At 52.3% G+C, this 18301-nt stretch carries 15 protein-coding genes; 6 read left to right on the plus strand and 9 right to left on the minus strand.

Going from position 1 to position 18301, the window contains the following annotated elements; translation table 11 throughout:
- Positions 1 to 11: 11 nt before the first annotated feature.
- The 3 genes from ytfE to ACLJPE_RS12945 form a co-directional block, all read right to left on the minus strand.
- Complete coding sequence (gene ytfE / locus ACLJPE_RS12935) at positions 12 to 674, minus strand: iron-sulfur cluster repair protein YtfE (RefSeq protein WP_000331471.1); 663 nt, start codon at positions 672 to 674, stop codon at positions 12 to 14.
- 102 nt (positions 675 to 776) lie between these two features.
- A complete protein-coding gene (locus tag ACLJPE_RS12940) occupies positions 777 to 1742 on the minus strand; it encodes a DMT family transporter (protein WP_000623288.1) in 966 nt (321 codons plus the stop codon).
- A gap of 80 nt (positions 1743 to 1822) precedes the next feature.
- Positions 1823 to 2671 carry an SDR family oxidoreductase gene (locus ACLJPE_RS12945; RefSeq protein WP_000560614.1) on the minus strand — a complete coding sequence of 283 codons (849 nt, stop codon included), beginning with the start codon at positions 2669 to 2671 and terminating at the stop codon, positions 1823 to 1825.
- Positions 2672 to 2758: 87 nt separating this feature from the next.
- On the opposite strand from ACLJPE_RS12945, the gene ACLJPE_RS12950 reads away from it, so the two are divergent.
- Positions 2759 to 3145, plus strand: coding sequence for a winged helix-turn-helix transcriptional regulator (locus tag ACLJPE_RS12950; RefSeq protein WP_001201297.1), 387 nt, complete (start codon positions 2759 to 2761; stop codon positions 3143 to 3145).
- A 57-nt stretch (positions 3146 to 3202) separates the two neighbouring features.
- Here ACLJPE_RS12950 and ACLJPE_RS12955 read toward each other — a convergent pair whose 3' ends face one another.
- A complete protein-coding gene (locus ACLJPE_RS12955; protein ID WP_000589377.1) occupies positions 3203 to 5146 on the minus strand; it encodes a bifunctional 2',3'-cyclic-nucleotide 2'-phosphodiesterase/3'-nucleotidase in 1944 nt (647 codons plus the stop codon).
- Positions 5147 to 5413: 267 nt separating this feature from the next.
- On the opposite strand from ACLJPE_RS12955, the gene cysQ reads away from it, so the two are divergent.
- A complete protein-coding gene (gene cysQ, locus ACLJPE_RS12960) occupies positions 5414 to 6154 on the plus strand; it encodes a 3'(2'),5'-bisphosphate nucleotidase CysQ (RefSeq protein WP_000893398.1) in 741 nt (246 codons plus the stop codon).
- Here the strand turns inward: cysQ and ACLJPE_RS12965 are convergent.
- Positions 6144 to 6701: a YtfJ family protein gene (locus tag ACLJPE_RS12965; protein ID WP_000175303.1), complete on the minus strand. Its 558-nt coding sequence runs from the start codon at positions 6699 to 6701 to the stop codon at positions 6144 to 6146. The genes cysQ and ACLJPE_RS12965 overlap by 11 nt on opposite strands.
- A 326-nt stretch (positions 6702 to 7027) precedes the next feature.
- On the opposite strand from ACLJPE_RS12965, the gene ACLJPE_RS12970 reads away from it, so the two are divergent.
- Positions 7028 to 7234: a DUF1107 domain-containing protein gene (locus tag ACLJPE_RS12970; protein WP_000689229.1), complete on the plus strand. Its 207-nt coding sequence runs from the start codon at positions 7028 to 7030 to the stop codon at positions 7232 to 7234.
- 83 nt (positions 7235 to 7317) lie between these two features.
- Here ACLJPE_RS12970 and ACLJPE_RS12975 read toward each other — a convergent pair whose 3' ends face one another.
- Complete coding sequence (locus ACLJPE_RS12975) at positions 7318 to 8661, minus strand: hemolysin family protein (RefSeq protein WP_000934970.1); 1344 nt, start codon at positions 8659 to 8661, stop codon at positions 7318 to 7320.
- Between the two features lie 182 nt (positions 8662 to 8843).
- Positions 8844 to 9482 carry a peptide-methionine (S)-S-oxide reductase MsrA gene (gene msrA, locus ACLJPE_RS12980; protein WP_000051464.1) on the minus strand — a complete coding sequence of 213 codons (639 nt, stop codon included), beginning with the start codon at positions 9480 to 9482 and terminating at the stop codon, positions 8844 to 8846.
- A 212-nt stretch (positions 9483 to 9694) separates the two neighbouring features.
- Here msrA and tamA point away from each other — a divergent pair, with 212 nt between their 5' ends.
- Genes tamA through ACLJPE_RS12995 form a run of 3 tightly spaced genes read left to right on the plus strand, consistent with a single transcriptional unit; the run spans position 9695 to position 15551 of the window.
- Positions 9695 to 11428: an autotransporter assembly complex protein TamA gene (gene tamA, locus ACLJPE_RS12985; RefSeq protein ID WP_001120237.1), complete on the plus strand. Its 1734-nt coding sequence runs from the start codon at positions 9695 to 9697 to the stop codon at positions 11426 to 11428.
- Positions 11425 to 15204, plus strand: coding sequence for an autotransporter assembly complex protein TamB (tamB, locus tag ACLJPE_RS12990; RefSeq protein WP_031601790.1), 3780 nt, complete (start codon positions 11425 to 11427; stop codon positions 15202 to 15204). The genes tamA and tamB overlap by 4 nt, the downstream gene beginning before the upstream one ends.
- A 2-nt stretch (positions 15205 to 15206) precedes the next feature.
- Positions 15207 to 15551 (plus strand): gamma-glutamylcyclotransferase, encoded by a 345-nt coding sequence (locus ACLJPE_RS12995; protein WP_001219167.1) that lies wholly within the window; start codon positions 15207 to 15209, stop codon positions 15549 to 15551.
- Positions 15552 to 15605: 54 nt separating this feature from the next.
- On the opposite strand, the gene ACLJPE_RS13000 is transcribed toward ACLJPE_RS12995, so the two are convergent.
- Together ACLJPE_RS13000 and ACLJPE_RS13005 are read right to left on the minus strand one after the other, a co-directional pair.
- Entirely contained in the window at positions 15606 to 16814 is a 1209-nt protein-coding gene (locus tag ACLJPE_RS13000; protein WP_000203137.1) for an MFS transporter, read from the minus strand.
- Positions 16811 to 17974 (minus strand): metallo-dependent hydrolase, encoded by a 1164-nt coding sequence (locus tag ACLJPE_RS13005; RefSeq protein ID WP_000977205.1) that lies wholly within the window; start codon positions 17972 to 17974, stop codon positions 16811 to 16813. The genes ACLJPE_RS13000 and ACLJPE_RS13005 overlap by 4 nt, the downstream gene beginning before the upstream one ends.
- Between the last annotated feature and the right edge of the window lie 327 nt (positions 17975 to 18301).

Below are 18301 nucleotides of genomic sequence, written 5' to 3' on the forward strand. Positions count from 1 at the left end.
CTGGCTGGCGATTATTCCCCGGCCAGCGCGCGTGGGAACAGCACGTTATTCTCCAGGCTGATGTGCTCCATCAGATCATCAATCATCTCATTAATGCCGTTATACATCGCTTTCCAGGTGGTGCAGGCTTCTGGCGGCGGCGTTACATTTTGGGTGACGTGTTTGATGACGTCTACCAGCTCTCCCGCCTCGTCATGCTCGCTTTCCATTACGCTTATCGGGCCCGTTGCCTGGCGACCCATACCCTGTTTGATCATGGGAAACAGGATCTGTTCTTCTTTCATCATATGGCTGGAAAGCTCTTCATGCAGCGCGGTGAGATATTTTGTCAGGCCGCGTGGGACGTTTGGCTTATCCGCGTGAACGCGTTCCACTTTGGTTGCCTGCAGGATAAGCTCCGGCAGTTGTTCGCGGTGTCGATCATGATAGCGCACAACGATATGGTCAATAATGTCCGCCAGCGGAACGGCGCGCCAGTCTTTTTCGATGGGCTGTTCAGCCAATTGCGCCAGTTGCGCTTCAATGATGTCAATATCGACGTCGTGACGCGCGGCGGCGCGCGCCAGCGTCTGTTTTCCGCCGCAGCAGTAATCCATATCGTACTGGCGAAACAGCGCCGATGCGCGGGGAATAGAGAGCGCCAGTTCGCCTAAAGGTTGATCGCGATAAGCCATAGCCGTTACCTCATTTGCAATAATATAAGTTGTACTTTAAATGCATCTTTAAGGCGAGGCTATAACTCTTTCGGGGGGCGTATAATTTAAGCCAGGATGAGATTAGCGTTCCGTGACCGGAACGACGGTCGCTTTTTCCGGTTTCGCTCTCACGGCAATGACCACGCCCGCCACCAGGAGCGCAATGCCGCTTAACGTCAGGAATGGCGGGATTTCCTGGCGCAGAATGAAGGTATAGAGCAGTCCCGCCAACGTTTCAAAAACAATCAGCGGCCCTAAAATCACGGTTGGCAATTTTTGGCTGGCGATATTCCAGCACAGCGCGCCCACCCAGGAACACAGCACCGCGATGGCGATCATCAGACCGATAAACAGCGCGGGATGCGGGCCAAAGGGCAGGATAAACAACGGTTTCTGGATACTCAGCCACAGACAGACCGCCGCATAGCCGATTAACGAGACCGGCAGCGTAACCAGCGCCTGCGCCGTTGCCCACATCATGGGATGTTTGTCGGGATTTTCCCGAAGCCAGCGGGCGTTGCGCAGCGCATACCATGCCCAGCACGCTACGGAAATCAGCGCCAGCACAATGCCTGAACCATAGCGCCAGCCGCTAACATCGGACAATCCCTGGCTAAGTTCAGCAATATTGACGCACAGCAGGCCAAAACCGATAAGCGCCAGCGCGGGCGCTAAACGCCGCCAGGATAATCTGCCGTCTCGTTGGCTATAGAGAACGTTAGCGAAAAGCGGAATGACGACCGGCAATGTCCCGATGATCATCGTCGACACCGGCGCGCCGGTTCGCTGAATGGCGCTGGCGAGGCAGGCGTAATAGATTACATTGCCCATCAGGGTCAGCGACAGGGCGGTGGACCAGTCTTTGCGCGTCAACTGGCGTAACCGCGTGCGGCCTAGCCAGGCAATCGGCAGGGCAATCAGCCCCAGCGCCAGATAGCGTCCCATTGACTGTAAGAGGGCCGGGTAATCCGGCACGATTAACGGGCCGACGAAAATCAATCCCCACATTAGCCCTGCCAGCAGGGCGTATAGCACGCCGCTAATCATCAGATTCTCCTCATAAACCGTTCCGTCATTATCAGAGAAGGTCTATGAGGATGCCACATAAATTAACTAAATTTTAACACTTACAGTACGGAGCGAAGGCTTTCTGTGAGCGTCGTCGTCGGGCGACCGATGAGTTTACGCAGCGTATGGCTGTCATCAAACAAGCCGCCTTTCGCCGCGCCAGCGTCAGAATTGGCTAACATATCCGCCAGTCCGTCAGGCAGGCCTGCGCCTTTCAGCGCGGCGGCAAAATCGACTTCACTCAGGTTCTGGTAGACGATTTTTTTTCCGCTCTGATGAGTAAGTTCATCCGCCAACTGGCTTAATGTCCAGGCGTCATCACCCGCCAGCTCGTAGACATTCCCGGCGTGACCCTCTTCACGGATGACGCACGCGGCGGCGGCGGCATAGTCAGCGCGCATTGCGGAGGCGATTTTCCCTTCTCCCGCTGCGCCAATAAAGACGCCATGCTTCAGCGCGGCAGGGACGCTCGCCAGGTAGTTTTCCGTATACCAGCCGTTACGTAATAGCGTGTGAGGAATACCTGACTCAGCCAGCATTTTTTCCGTTTCAATATGTTCATCGGCGAGCGCCAGCGGCGATTTATCCGCATGTAGCAGGCTGGTATAGGCGATGAATTTCACCTTCGCGGCAATGGCGGCCTGAATGACGTTGCGGTGCTGCGCGGTGCGTTGTCCCACTTCGCTGGATGAAATGAGCAGCAGTTTATCAACGCCCTGTAAGGCGGTGGTCAGCGCGGCTTCGTTAGCGTAATCCGCCTGGCGAACGGCAATCCCGCGCTGACTGAGCGGGGCGGCTTTTTTCGGGTTACGGACGATCGCGACGAGGTGACTGGCGGGCGTCGTTTTTAGCAGGTTTTCAATAACGTGTTGGCCCAGTTGGCCCGTTGCGCCAGTGATAGCAATCATGGTGAACTCCTCAGTGTTGGTCTTGTGTTTTATTACGCTACCACCTAAACTTACTTTTAGTAAGTACGTACAAAAAGGTAAGTATCAATGCGCGCTCATACTCTTTCCCGGCAGTTGCGTGAAGGCAATCTCTTTGCTGAACAGTGCCCGTCCCGTGAGGTGTTAAAACATGTCACCAGTCGCTGGGGCGTACTGATTCTGGTCGCGTTACGCGACGGTACACACCGTTTTAGCGACCTGCGCCGCAAGATGGGAGGCGTGAGTGAAAAGATGCTGGCGCAGTCGTTACAGGCGCTTGAACAGGACGGATTTCTCAACCGGGTGTCATATCCAGTTGTTCCGCCGCATGTAGAGTACAGCCTGACGCCGCTTGGCGAGCAGGTGAGCGATAAAGTCGCCGCACTGGCGGACTGGATAGAACTGAATTTGCCCCAGGTATTGGCGCAGCGGGAGCGTTTATCAGATGGCGGCTAGCGCTTTATTCGGCCTGCCAGTCAGGCCGAATAAACGCAGCGCCATACGGGACTCACGTTACTTGCTCAAATCCACCTGATAAATGGCAAAACCAATATCATCGACGGCAACCTTCTTCATCGGATACTGCCCTTTCGCTTTAATGAAGGCAGCGGCTTTATCGCCTGGCGATGTTTCAAAGCGGATATCCAGCGCCGTATCGCTGTGGATTGGCGCCAGACGCCAGTTATTATCCGCCGCCGGATGGATTTCGCCCGCGCGTTTTGACTCTGCGCCAATCCATGCCGCCAGCACGGCGCGATTTTCATCCGGAGACGCAAAGGCGATATGGCTGTCGCCCGTACCGGCAAACTTGCCGCCGTAAGCGCGATAGTTATTCGTGGCGACCAGGAACGTAGCGTTCGGGTCGACAGGCTTACCGTTAAAGGTCAGGTTTTTAATACGTTCCGCCTGCGGATTCACCATCTGGCATTCGCCATCATAGCGGGCGGGCTGTGACACATCGATTTGATAATTCACGCCGTCAATGACATCGAAATTATAGGTGCGAAAGCCATCCCAATTGATCAACGATTGCGGTTTGTTGCTATGAATATCAATCTGATTAAATTGTCCGGCAGAACATTCCAGCCACTCTTTTACTTCCTTACCGCTGGCTTTCACCACCACCAGCGTATTCGGATAGAGATAAAGATCGGCGGCGTTACGGAAGGTCAACTGGCCTTTTTCCACTTCGACAAAACTGGCAGGATCGTTCTTACGCCCGCCAACTTTAAACGGCGCGGCGGCGGACAGCACCGGCAGTTTCGCCAGATCCGGATCGCCCTGAATAAAGTGTTCCACATACGCTTTTTGCGCGTTATTCACCACCTGTACGGTAGGATCGTCCTGCACCAGAGCAAGATAACTGTACATGTTATCGGCGGATTTACCGATGGGTTTGCTGACAAACTCGCGGGTGGCATCGTGATCGGCTTTCAGAATACCGACCAGCTTACTGTCTTCCGCCGCCAGCGACTTTTTAGCGGCGGCGTCGTAAATAGGCCGCGCTTCCGCTTTCGCCTGCGTAACCTGCCATTTGCCGCTGTCGTTGTTGAGTACCAGATCGACCACTCCCAGATGGTCGCCCCACATGCCAGGCATTACCGCAGGAATGCCGTTAAGCGTACCTTTGGCGATATCCGCGCCTTTGATGTCGGCAAAATCTTTACCGGGGAAGACGGCGTGGGCGTGGCCAAACATAATCGCGTCGACGCCGGGAACTTCGCTGAGGTAATAAACCGAGTTTTCCGCCATGCTGTGGTATGGATCGGCAGAAAGGCCTGAGTGAGCAATGACTACCACGATATCAGCGCCTTTCTCGCGCATTTCGGGCACATATTTCCGGGCGGTTTCCGTAATGTCATTGACGGTAACTTTGCCGCTCAGATTCGCTTTATCCCAAATCATGATTTGCGGCGGAACAAAGCCGATATAGCCGATTTTAAGAGTTTGCGGGTTGCCGTCTTTATCAATAACGCTCGTCTCTTTAATCAGATAAGGCGTAAAGAGCGGCTTTTGGGTTTTAACGTCGATAATATTGGCGTTAACATAAGGGAATTTCGCGCCGGCCAGCGCGTTATGCAGATAGTCCAGACCATAATTAAACTCATGGTTGCCGAGGTTTCCAACCGCGTAATCCAGAGTGTTGAGCGCTTTATAGACCGGGTGAATATCACCGTCTTTGAGCCCTTTTGCCGCCATATAATCGCCCAGAGGGCTCCCCTGAATCAGGTCGCCGTTATCCACCAGCACGCTGTTTTTGACTTCATTTCGGGCGGCATGAATCAAACTTGCGGTACGTACCAATCCGAATTTTTCGGTTGCGGTATCCTTGTAATAATCGAAATCCATCATGTTGCTATGTAAATCAGTAGTTTCCATGATACGGAGATCGACGGTGGCCGCATTCACGCTGGCGGCGATCAGCGTAGCCAGAAGCGTTGCACTAAACTTAATCATCAGAGGCACCTTTTAAGAACGCAATAGAAAAGCCGGATAGTGAAAAATAGCGATGATAAACAGTGAAACCCGATATCGTTCCGACCGTCGCCAGAAGAAGGCGAAACCGCCCCATCCGGCCGATTTTTTGCGAGTGTTCACAGAAGGGTGAATCATGCCATGAAAGGTATTATCAAAACCGCAGACGGTATCACAGTTGGCGGAACCCTTAACGATCGGGTATAAGTAAAACAACGAGTTAACGCCCCCGTCATAAAGAGGTGGAGAATGTTAGAACAAGTATGCCAGCTTGCACGGAACGCGGGCGATGCCATTATGCAGGTTTATGATGGAGCCAAACCGATGGAGTACGCCCGCAAGCAGGACGATTCTCCAGTCACTGCGGCGGATATCGCCGCACATACCGTGATTCTCGAAGGGTTACGCACGCTCACGCCGGATATTCCGGTGCTTTCAGAAGAAGATCCGCCTGCCTGGGAAGTGCGCCAGCACTGGCAGCGCTACTGGCTGGTCGATCCGCTCGACGGCACCAAAGAGTTCATCAAGCGCAATGGCGAATTCACGGTCAATATCGCGCTGATTGAGCAGGGCAAACCGGTGTTGGGCGTGGTCTATGCGCCGGTGCTGAAAGTGATGTACTACGCGGCGGAAGGTAAGGCCTGGAAAGAGGAGTGCGGAGTGCGTAAGCAGATTCAGGTCCGGGATGCCCGCCCGCCGCTGGTGGTGATTAGCCGTTCGCATACGGATGATGAACTCACCGAATATCTCCAACAGCTTGGCGAACATCAGACAACTTCTATTGGTTCCTCGCTGAAATTCTGTCTTGTGGCGGAAGGCCAGGCGCAGCTTTACCCCAGATTTGGGCCGACCAGCGTCTGGGACACTGCCGCAGGTCATGCCATTGCCGTTGCAGCCGGGGCGCACGTTCACGACTGGCAGGGAAAAACGCTGGACTATACCCCTCGTGAATCGTTCCTTAACCCCGGCTTCCGGGTGACTATTTACTGAGGAGCTTATGCAGCAGGCCGACCACCTGCTGTACCTCTTGCTGGGTTAACGCGCCATCTTTCACCCATTGAACCCGACCGTCTTTGTCAAGCACAATGACGGCGGACCCCTCTTCTTTTAATTGCCAGGCGTTACGCGCCACGCCATTGCTGTCGACAATAAATTGCGACCACGGATAGAGCTTTTTATTACTTTCTATACTGCTACGCACGAACATACCGGAGCCTGGGATCGCATCATCGGTGTTCACAATTGTGGTCGTCTGGTATCTGTCATGCGGAAGCCCGGCGGATTTAATCGCTTCAATCAGCGTGGCGTTTTTTTCCTTCGCTGACGTTCGACCCGCAATGTGCAGCAGGACGCGCACTTTTCCCGCCAGCTGCGCGCTATTCCAGTTTTTATAACTAAACTCATCTTTATTCAACGTCAGTTCGCCACGATCGGCAATGCCTACCGGCGGCACCCGTTGGTTAACTTCAAGGTTATGCGCACAAGCCATTATGGGGAGTAGCAGACACGACATCGCCAGAATTTTACGTAGGGTCATGGTCATTCCTTCTTTATTTTTTTGCAGGTGATCCGACCACTTTGGGCCGATAGTTAATCATATGTGCGATTGATGCTTTTTCCCGCAAAGGGGATGCCAGTTTGCGGGCGGGCGCACACTTCCTGTGAAAAATGAAGGCATATACTGAGAAAAATGAGCTGATGTTTAGATAATTCTGAATAACTGTAATCAAAAGGTAAATATACTTATGCACACTGGAAACGACGTAGATATGGTCTATAGTCATATGGCATTAAAATTTGCGCCTTAAAACTGTTGGGCCGATTGTGGCACCGCAAGGGCGTAATACTCTGCAGGAGACAACAATGAAAATTTTCCAACGCTACAACCCGCTACAGGTGGCGAAGTACGTGAAGATCCTGTTCCGTGGACGGTTATATATCAAGGATGTTGGCGCTTTTGAGTTCGATAAGGGTAAGATTCTTATCCCAAAAGTGAGAGACAAGCAGCACTTGTCTGTGATGTCTGAAGTTAACCGTCAGGTTATGCGTCTGCAAACTGAGATGGCGTAACCAAAAGTGCTATGCAGTAGGTTAAAAAAGTAAAAAAAACGGCTCCTGAATCAGGAGCCGTTGATGTTTCTGGCAAACGGATTTCAGGCCGCGCTGTCTTCTTTACCTTGCGCATCGGGCAGTTTCGGTGCCGGTACGTTGCTTTTATTGTCGAGACGCGTCACCAGCAACTGATCGATACGGTAGTTGTCGATATCCACCACTTCAAATTTGTAGCCGGAAAACTTCACCGAATCAGTACGTTTTGGGATCTTGCGCAGCATAAACATCATAAAGCCGCCAATGGTTTCATAGTTGCCGGATTGCGGAAACTCATCGATATCCAGCACGCGCATGACGTCGTCAATCGGCGTGCCGCCGTCAACCAGCCAGGAATTTTCATCGCGCGCCACAATTTGCTCTTCCAGTCCCTGGCCGACCAGGTCACCCATTAGCGTGGTCATCACATCGTTCAGCGTAATGATACCGACGACCAGCGCGTATTCATTCATAATGACCGCGAAATCTTCGCCCGCCGTTTTGAAACTTTCCAGCGCCTCAGAAAGGGTCAGCGTATCCGGCACAATCAAGGTATTGCGAATTTGCACGCCGCCATTCAGCGCCATACTTTGGTTCGCCAGCACGCGGTTCAGCAGATCTTTGGAGTCTACATAGCCGATGATGTGGTCGATATCTTCATTACACACCAAAAATTTTGAGTGCGGATGTTCGGCGACCTTTTTCTTCAGGCTTTGCTCGTCTTCGTGCAGATCAAACCAGATGATACTTTCGCGCGGCGTCATGGAAGACGGTACGGTACGGGATTCAAGTTCAAACACATTTTCAATCAGTTCGTGCTCTTGCTTGCGCAAGACGCCCGCCAGCGCGCCGGCTTCCACCACTGCGTAAATATCATCAGAAGTAATGTCGTCTTTCCGCACCATTGGAATTTTGAACAGGCGGAAGATGTTGTTTGCCATGCCGTTAAACAGCCACACCAGCGGGCGAAAAACGAACAGGCAGAAGCGCATCGGGTTGATGATACGCAAAGCCACAGCTTCTGGCGCAATCATACCGATGCGTTTCGGGGTTAAATCCGCGAACAGGATAAACAGCCCCGTCACCAGCGAGAAAGAGAGAATAAAGCTCAGCTGCTCGGAGAGTTCTGGCGACATATAGTGCGAGAAAAGGGCGGAAAAGGCGGGCGAAAATGCCGCATCGCCGACGATACCGCCAAGAATAGCGACGGCGTTCAGGCCAATTTGCACAACGGTGAAAAACATGCCGGGATTTTCCTGCATTTTCAATACGCGTTGTGCGTTGATACTGCCTTCATCAGCTAATAACTTAAGTTTAATCTTACGTGATGCGGCAAGCGAGATCTCGGAGATGGAGAAGAACGCACTTACAGCGATCAGGCAGAATATAATGAATATACTGTTTAACATATCTTATCCGGCGAAACGCCAGATCCTCGGAAGGGAAGTTTATAAATCCGTGTGGTAACGTTTAATGAAAACCGGCTCGTAGCAGTGAGCCGATAAGTTCAGGGCTAGTATAGCGTAAGCTACTGTAAAGTCGCCAGAGGGTTCATTTTCAACTCCGACAAGTTCTCCCTACGCCAGCGTCGTCACGCGTCAGGCGGCAGGCAAACGCCGATCCCGCCAATCCCACAGTAACCGTATGGATTTTTGTGCAGATACTGTTGGTGTTCATCTTCGGCGTAGTAAAACGGCGTCGCATGGGCGATTTCCGTGGTAATAGGGCGATGGTTTCCGGCGGCGGCCATTGCCGACTGAAAGCGCTCGCGACTGGCGTGAGCAGCGGCACTCTGTTCCGGCGTTAAGGGATAAATCGCAGAACGGTATTGCGTACCGTGATCGTTACCCTGTTGCATCCCCTGCGTTGGATCGTGATTTTCCCAGAAAATCTGTAAAAGCTGCTCATAACGGATAACGGCAGGATCGTACACTATCCGTACCGCTTCGGCATGACCGGTCTGCCCGGAGCAGACTTCCCGGTAGGTTGGATTAGGCGTGTAACCGCCCGCATACCCTGCCGCGGTGCTATATACGCCGGGTAATTGCCAGAATAAACGTTCTACGCCCCAGAAACAGCCCATAGCGAAGTAGGCGATCTCCATCCCGGCAGGGACATTGGTCATAGAGTGTTCATTTACCGCATGCAGAGTGGCGATCGGCATCGGGGTGTTGCGTCCTGGTAACGCATCTGCTTGAGTAACCAGATGTTTTTTATCAAATAAACTCATGAGCTATTCTCCCGAAAGCGTTAATTGGCGTTAAGGTTGTAACGAGACGCATCTTTGCACACAATAACAACATTAATGTATCTGGATTTAACCATAAGAAATATTTGGGCAGTCGTCTGCTTTTCAATCGCAATTGTTGATTTTATGTTAAGCCGCGGAGCGGTAGTGTGATTTTTTCCAGGGGTGGGAATAGGGGATATTCAGGAGAAAATGTGCCACATATCCGTCAGTTATGTTGGGTTAGCTTACTGTGCCTGAGCAGTTCTGCGGTAGCCGCAAATGTTCGTCTGAAAGTCGAAGGGCTATCCGGAGAGCTGGAAAAAAACGTTCGCGCACAGCTCTCTACGATTCAGAGCGATGAGGTGACGCCGGATCGGCGCTTTCGCGCCCGAGTTGATGATGCGATTCGCGAAGGGCTTAAAGCGTTAGGCTATTACGAACCCACTATCAAATTCGACCTGCTTCCACCGCCTGCGAAAGGACGGCAGGTATTAATCGCCAGGGTTACGCCCGGCCAGCCGGTGTTGATTGGCGGTACAGAAGTCATTTTACGCGGCGGCGCGCGCACGGACAAAGATTATCTGGCCTTACTGAAAACGCGTCCGGCAATCGGCACGGTGCTGAACCAGGGAGACTATGACAATTTTAAGAAGTCGTTAACCAGCGTGTCGCTACGTAAAGGCTATTTCGACAGCGAATTCGTTAAAAGTCAGTTGGGAATTGCTCTGGGCCGTCATCAGGCGTTTTGGGATATTGATTATGATAGCGGTGAGCGCTATCGCTTCGGACCTGTCACCTTCGAAGGTTCGCAGATTCGTGATGAATATTTACAAAATCTGTTGCCGTTTAAAGAGGGCGATGAGTACGAGTCGAAAGATTTGGCGGAACTAAACCGCCGACTTTCCGCTACCGGATGGTTTAATTCTGTCGTGGTGGCGCCGGAATTTGAGAAATCGCGTAAAACAAAAATTCTGCCGTTAAAAGGCGTGGTATCGCCGCGAACCGAAAACACGATTGAAACTGGGGTGGGGTACTCCACCGACGTCGGGCCGCGCGTGAAAGCGTCGTGGAAAAAACCGTGGATGAACTCCTACGGTCATAGCTTGACCACCAGCACCAGTATTTCTGCGCCGGAACAGGTGCTGGATTTTAGTTATAAAATGCCGCTGCTGAAAAACCCGCTGGAGCAATACTATCTGGTACAGGGCGGTTTTAAACGTACCGATTTGAATGATACGGAGCAGGACTCGACCACGCTTGCCGTGTCGCGTTACTGGGACCTTTCCAGCGGTTGGCAGCGGGCGATTAACCTGCGCTGGAGTTTCGACCACTTTACCCAGGGGAACGTCACCAATACCACCATGCTGTTCTACCCGGGCGTGATGATCAGCCGAACCCGCTCGCGAGGGGGGCTGATGCCAACCTGGGGCGATTCGCAGCGCTACTCGGTAGACTATTCGAATACGGCCTGGGGCTCCGACGTGGATTTCTCCGTACTGCAGGCGCAAAACGTCTGGATTCGGACTTTGTACGATCGCCACCGTTTTGTGATGCGCGCCAATTTGGGCTGGATAGAAACCGGTGATTTCGACAAAGTTCCGCCGGATTTACGTTTCTTCGCCGGGGGCGACCGCAGTATTCGCGGCTATAAATACAAATCTATTTCGCCTAAAGATAGCGACGGCAATCTTAAAGGCGCCTCAAAACTGGCAACCGGATCGCTGGAGTACCAGTATAACGTCACCGGCAAATGGTGGGGGGCAGTGTTTGTCGATAGCGGCGAGGCGGTGAGTGATATTCGCCGTAGCGATTTCAAAACCGGGACCGGGGTCGGCGTGCGCTGGGCGTCGCCGGTTGGGCCTGTCAAACTCGATTTTGCCGTACCGGTCGGCGACAAAGACGAACACGGTTTACAGTTTTATATCGGTCTGGGGCCTGAATTATGAGTTTACGGAAGAAAATAAGCCTCGGCGTGTTGATTTTCATTGTGGTGTTACTGGCGAGCGTTGCGTTTCTGGTCGGGACGACGACGGGGCTGCATCTGGTATTCAGTGCGGCGAACCGCTGGGTGCCGGGGCTGGAGATTGGGCAGGTCACCGGCGGCTGGCGGGACTTATCATTAAAAAATATCCGCTATGAGCAGCCGGGCGTTGCGGTGAATGCGGGCGAAATTCATCTGGCCGTCGGGCTTGATTGCCTGTGGCGCAGTAGCCTGTGCGTCAATGATCTGGCGTTAAAAAACATTAATGTCGCTATCGACAGCAAAAAAATGCCGCCTTCCGAACCGGCGCAAGAAGAGGAAGAAAGCGGACCGCTGAACCTCTCCACCCCCTGGCCCATCACGCTGTCGCGCGTGGCGTTGAATAACATCAATATCAAGATTGATGACACTACCGTTTCAGTGTTGGATTTTACCTCCGGGCTGGCATGGCAGGAGAAGAACCTGACCCTGAAACCGACGCGGCTTCAGGGACTGCTGATTGCGCTGCCGAAGGTCGCTGACGTGGCGCAGGAAGAGGTGGTTGAACCCAAAATCGAGAAACCTCAACCGGATGAAAAGCCGCTTGGCGAAACGCTAAAAGATCTGTTTGCAAAACCGGTAATGCCGGAGATGACTGATGTTCACCTGCCGCTCAATCTGAATATCGAGTCATTTCGCGGCGAGCAGCTACGTATCACCGGCGATACCGATCTGACGGTGCGCACGATGCTGCTTAAAGTCAGCAGTATCGACGGTAATATGAAGCTGGATACTCTGGATATCGACGCCAACCAGGGCACGGTGAAAGCCTCCGGTACGGCGCAGCTCGCCAATAACTGGCCGGTCGATATTACGCTCAACAGTACGCTGAATATCGATCCGCTAAAGGGTGAAAAGATAAAACTCAAGGTCGGCGGCGCGTTACGCGAACAACTGGAGGTCGGGGTGAACCTTTCCGGGCCGATGGATGTCGCGCTTCGCGCCCAGACGCGGCTGGCGGAGGCCGGTTTACCGCTCAATCTTGAAGTCGTCAGCCAACGCATTGCCTGGCCATTGACGGGTGATACCCAGTTTCAGGCTGACGATCTGAAGCTCAAACTGAGCGGTAAGATGACCGACTATACGTTGTCGATGCGAACCGCCGTGAAAGGACAAGATATTCCGCCGGCGACCATCACGCTGGATGCCAAAGGGAATGAGCGGCAGATTAATCTCGATAAACTCACCGTCGCCGCTCTGGAGGGAAAAACCGAACTGAAAGCGCTGGTGGACTGGCAGCAGGCGATTAGCTGGCGCGGCGAACTGACGCTGAATGGCATCAATACCGCTAAAGAGATCCCGGACTGGCCCGCGAAGCTTAACGGCGTCATGAAAACCAAAGGCAGCCTCTACGGCGGCACCTGGCAGATGGATGTCCCGGAGCTCAAGCTGACCGGCAATGTGAAGCAGAACAGCGTTAACGTCAACGGGACGCTAAAGGGCAACAGCTACATGCAGTGGACGATCCCGGGGCTGCACCTTGCGCTGGGCCCAAACAGCGCCGATATAAAAGGCGAGCTTGGCGTTAAGGAGCTGAATCTTGACGCCGCCATCGATGCGCCAGGGCTGGATAATGCGCTGCCAGGGCTGGGCGGCATGGCAAAAGGAATCGTTAAAGTCCGCGGTACGGTAGAAGCGCCGCAGCTGTTGGCGGATATCACCGCCCGCGGCTTGCGCTGGCAGGAGCTGTCTGTCGCCCAGGCGCGCATTGAGGGCGATATTAAATCCACCGATCAGATAGCGGGCCATCTCAACGTTCGCGTAGAGCGGATTTCGCAGCCCGACGTTAACATCAATCTGGTGACGCTTGACGCCAAAGGCAGCGAGAAGCAGCATCAGCTACAGCTCCGTGTTCAGGGAGAACCGGTATCCGGTCAACTCTCCCTGACAGGCAGTTTTGATCGCGAGGCGGCGCGCTGGAAAGGGACGTTAAGCGACACCCGTTTCCAGACGCCAGTGGGGCCATGGTCGTTGACCCGCGCGATTGCGCTGGACTACCGTAATAAAGAACAGAAAATCAGTATCGGGCCGCATTGTTGGCTGAACCCGAACGCCGAGCTGTGCGTACCGCAAACCATTGATGCGGGCGCCGCAGGACGGGCGGTGGTCAATCTCAACCGCTTTGATCTGGCGATGCTGAAGCCATTTATGCCTGATACCACTCAGGCCAGCGGGGTCTTTAGCGGGAAAGCGGACGTGTCGTGGGATACCACCCAGGAGGGATTGCCGCAGGGGAAGGTCACGCTTTCCGGTCGTAACGTGAAGGTCACGCAGACCGTCAATGACGCGCCGTTACCGGTCGCGTTTGAGACGCTGAACCTCAGCGCCGAACTGCATAATAATCGCGCCGAGCTGGGATGGCTGATTCGCCTGACGAACAATGGTCAATTCGATGGCCAGGTGCAGGTAACCGATCCTCAGGGGCGGCGCAATCTCGGCGGTAACGTCAACATGCGCAATCTCAATCTGGCGATGGTCAACCCTGTCTTTTCGCGCGGCGAAAAAGCGGCGGGAATGTTAAACGCCAGGCTACGTCTGGGCGGCGATGTGCAAAGCCCGCAGTTGTTTGGTCAGTTGCAGCTTAGCGCGCTGGATATTGACGGTAATTTTATGCCGTTTGAGATGCAGCCGAGCCAGCTCACCATGAACTTTAGCGGTACGCGTTCGACGCTCGCCGGTATCGTGCGAACACAACAAGGGCAAATTAACCTGAACGGTAACGCCGACTGGAGCCAGATTGACAACTGGCGCGCGCGGGTGACGGCGAAAGGCAGCCGGGTGCGGATTACCGTTCCGCCGATGGTGCGCCTGGATGTCTCGCCGGATGTGGTCTTTGACGCGACGCCTTCGCTGTTCACGTTGGATGGGCGTGTGGACGTTCCGTGGGCGCGAATTGTGGTGCACGACCTGCCGGAGAGCGCGGTTGGCGTCTCCAGCGATGTGGTTATGCTCAATAATGACCTGCAACCAGAAACGCCGCAGACAGCGTCTATTCCCATCAACAGTAATCTGACGGTCCACGTCGGCAACAACGTGCGCATCGACGCCTTCGGGCTTAAAGCGCGTTTGACCGGCGATTTGAAAGTCGCGCAGGATAAGCAGGGACTGGGGCTGAATGGTCAAATCAATATTCCTGACGGCCGATTCCGCGCCTACGGCCAGGACCTGCTTGTCCGTAAAGGCGAGCTGCTGTTCTCCGGCCCGCCGGATCAGCCGCTGCTCAATATCGAAGCGATCCGTAACCCTGACGCCACCGAAGACGATGTCATTGCGGGCGTGCGTGTCACAGGCACTGCTGATGAACCCAAAGCGGAAATCTTCTCCGATCCGGCGATGCCGCAGGCTGAAGCGCTTTCTTATCTGCTGCGTGGGCAGGGGTTGGACAGCAATCAGAGTGATAGCGCAGCAATGACCTCCATGCTTATTGGCCTGGGGGTTGCGCAAAGTGGTCAGGTTGTGGGTAAAATCGGAGAGACATTCGGCGTAAGTAATCTGGCGCTGGACACGCAAGGGGTGGGCGATTCGTCTCAGGTTGTGGTCAGCGGCTATGTACTGCCGGGTCTACAGGTGAAGTATGGTGTAGGGATATTTGACTCTCTGGCGACGCTCACGTTACGTTATCGCCTGATGCCTAAGCTATATCTGGAAGCAGTGTCTGGCGTAGATCAGGCACTTGATTTGCTCTATCAGTTTGAGTTTTAGCAATGCGAATATTTGTCTATGGCAGTTTACGACAGAAACAAGGCAACAGTCACTGGATGACCAATGCCCAATTGCTTGGCGATTACCGTATCGATAACTACCAGTTGTATAGTCTGGGCCACTATCCAGGCGCAGTTCCGGGAAACGGAGCGGTATACGGTGAAGTTTATCGAATTGATAACGCCACGCTGGCCGAACTTGATGCTTTGCGCACCAGGGGCGGTGAATACGCACGCCAGTTAATCCAGACGCCTTACGGCAGCGCATGGATGTATGTATATCAACGTCCTGTTGATGGGTTAACTCTGATTGAAAGCGGTGACTGGTTAGACAGAAACCAGCCCTGAACTGAACACGCCACCCTCGGGTGGCGTTGTTTTTTTACATTCTGGCTGATGGCGCTAGCGCCGGGCATGGTGAGCTCTTATTCTGCCGTAGATCAATAATGACGCGCCGCCCAGGATAACAATGCATCCGAGAACCATAAATCCCTGCATGTAGCTGCCGGTTGTCCGGTAAAAATAGCCGACCATTAGGCCTGCCAACGTACCGCCGCCGCCAGCGCCGATGCCATTAATAATACCGGAGGCTGGGCCAATCGCATGGGGTTTAACGTTCGACTGGATAATCGACCAGATATTGGGGGTAAAGCTGGCGGCATAATAACCCATCGCCAGGGTAATGAGCGTGATTTTAAAGCCCGGCGCATCGACAAATGGCAAGAGAAATAACATTACGCCGGGGATTAGTAGGCCCAGTGAAGCAATAAGTACACGCTTTTGTGTCTTATCACTGATCCATGAGATAGGGATTGCCAGTATAACCGCAGTCAGATAAGGCAGAGAACTGACCAATGCTTTACTGAATCCGGTATAGCCGAGAGAATTGACAACCATGGGGATCCATAACGTAATTCCCCAGAACAACATCCCTTGAGTGATGTAGGTAAAAATAAGGAGTAGGAAGGGGGTTCCGCCCAGCGATTCCAGGGTAAGTTTAGTTTTCTCTGTTGGCGTCGGCGCACGATAATAAGGCGCTTCTTCCTGTTTTTTCAGCATTGTTATATAAAGTGGAACTACAACAACAATGCCGATCACACCAGTGATAATAAAAACATTTCGCCAACCGAAGGCAGCATCCAGCGGGGACAAAATCATAAACCCCAGGCCTAATGCCAGGAACTGTCCATAATACTGGATAATGCTGTTCGCCTGCGTCCGTTCTTTGTCTGAAAACCAGTCGCTGGCGAAGCGGGACTGCTGCGGCCAATAAATGCCTTCGGTAATGCCAAGCACCAGCCGGCAAATCAAAATAACGTACACTGACGAGGTAAATCCGACAAAAACGGTCGCAATCGACCAGATTAGCACCATCAGAATGACTATTTTTTTCGGATCGTATCGCTGGGTAAATACGCCGCCAAAAATATTTGAAAAGGCATAGCCAATAAGAAATATGGTTAATACAATGCTGGCCGTTGCGCCATCAATATTCAGGTCGTGTGTAATCGTAGGTAACGTAACGGAAAGATTAGAACGGTCAAGATAAGCAACAAAAAGGCCGAACATTAATGTCGCGCCGATCCGTAGCCATTTTTGCATTGAGGTCATTTTTCAACTCCGTTTGGCCGCGCGCCAAAATCAATTTGACGAAATAATATCTCACCGGATTTTATGGTCATTTGTGGTACCAGCACATGCGTCCCCGTGAGCGTTTCACCATGAATATCGGCAAATTCAACATGCCTGTTTTTTAATTTAAAGATGGCGATATCGGCAAATGCCCCAGGGGCCAGCGTACCAATTTCTGCTGCCATGCCCAATAAAACTGCTGGGGTATGGGTACAGGCGTTAATGACATCGGTAAGCGCGACGCCGAGTGCTAAATATTTCGATAAAATCCATGGTAAGGCGTAAACAGGCCAGGCGAGTTTAGTGATGGTTGAGAGATCGCTACTGATGATATCCGGAAGAAAGCCATTGGCGATGGCCCGGCGTGCCGTGTTCATTGAAAAATGGCTGCGACCATTGGCGGCATCAAATATAACGCCTCTTTCCCTTGCCTGACGGACTTCGGCTAAGACAGCGCCTTCATCAGTAAGAATGGTGCTACCTTTGCCGTGAAACGCATGAGCGATAATATCGCCGTGGCGTAGCAAGGAGACAAGTTCTTTCATGGGAACGACGGGATGAGTCGAGTGTATTGCCACGGGGCACCTTAAATCGTTAGCAATACGAAGGGATTCAGTCAGCGGTTTTAAGCCATATTCAGCAATGTCCTCAGTCTGAACCTTGAGTTTTAATCCCTGAAGAACATTGCGATACTGGCGAAACAGCGCGTGGATCTTATTTTCATCAATATTGTCAGGATCATAATTTTCTTGTGACCAGGTTTGGCCCGGCGGCGACACGGTCAGAAACGCTTTGATTCGAACTTTACTGGCGCAAATCACCGTTCGGTAGAAGGCATCAAAGTTTGCCGTACCGGCAGAACCTGCATCCACGACGGTGGTGACGCCATTCGGCGGCATGTACATATCAGGCCTGACGCCGCCTTCCGTCGCGTCATAAAAAACATGCGCGTGATAATCGATAAGACCGGGAGTGACGATCATGCCGTCGGCATGAATAATCCGGGTCTCCGAAGTTACAGGATATTTATCGGCATCAACGATAATATCGTTAATGATGCGTAAATTGTTAATCTCATTAATATTACGAGCGGGATCGATGATATGTCCACCGGTAATTAATATATCATTTTTCATCATAACCTCTTAAAATAGTAAATAATTATGGCAGCCCTTAAAAATATATTAAAAAGTGTGTTTTGAGCGGATGTTATGTTGGATTAAAAATACAATTATTGGTAGGGAGAGCTTAGGATACCTTATTAAAAAGGTAATCGGGCTTATGCACTAAATAAGAATTTAGCGCTTGCTAATATTTAGGGCGTAAGTCCAGGGGAGTCTGGGGGCATTCACAAAATAATTATTATCTTAAGCTTTTTAGAGAAACCGTGAGCGTATTCAACCCTTTTTAATAAAAAATAAGGTAAAGTCTTATTCATTCCGTGAATGTTAAACTAATAATGATAA

The sequence above is a fragment of the Salmonella sp. SAL04196 genome (genome assembly GCF_046550835.1).
GTDB lineage: Bacteria > Pseudomonadota > Gammaproteobacteria > Enterobacterales > Enterobacteriaceae > Salmonella > Salmonella enterica.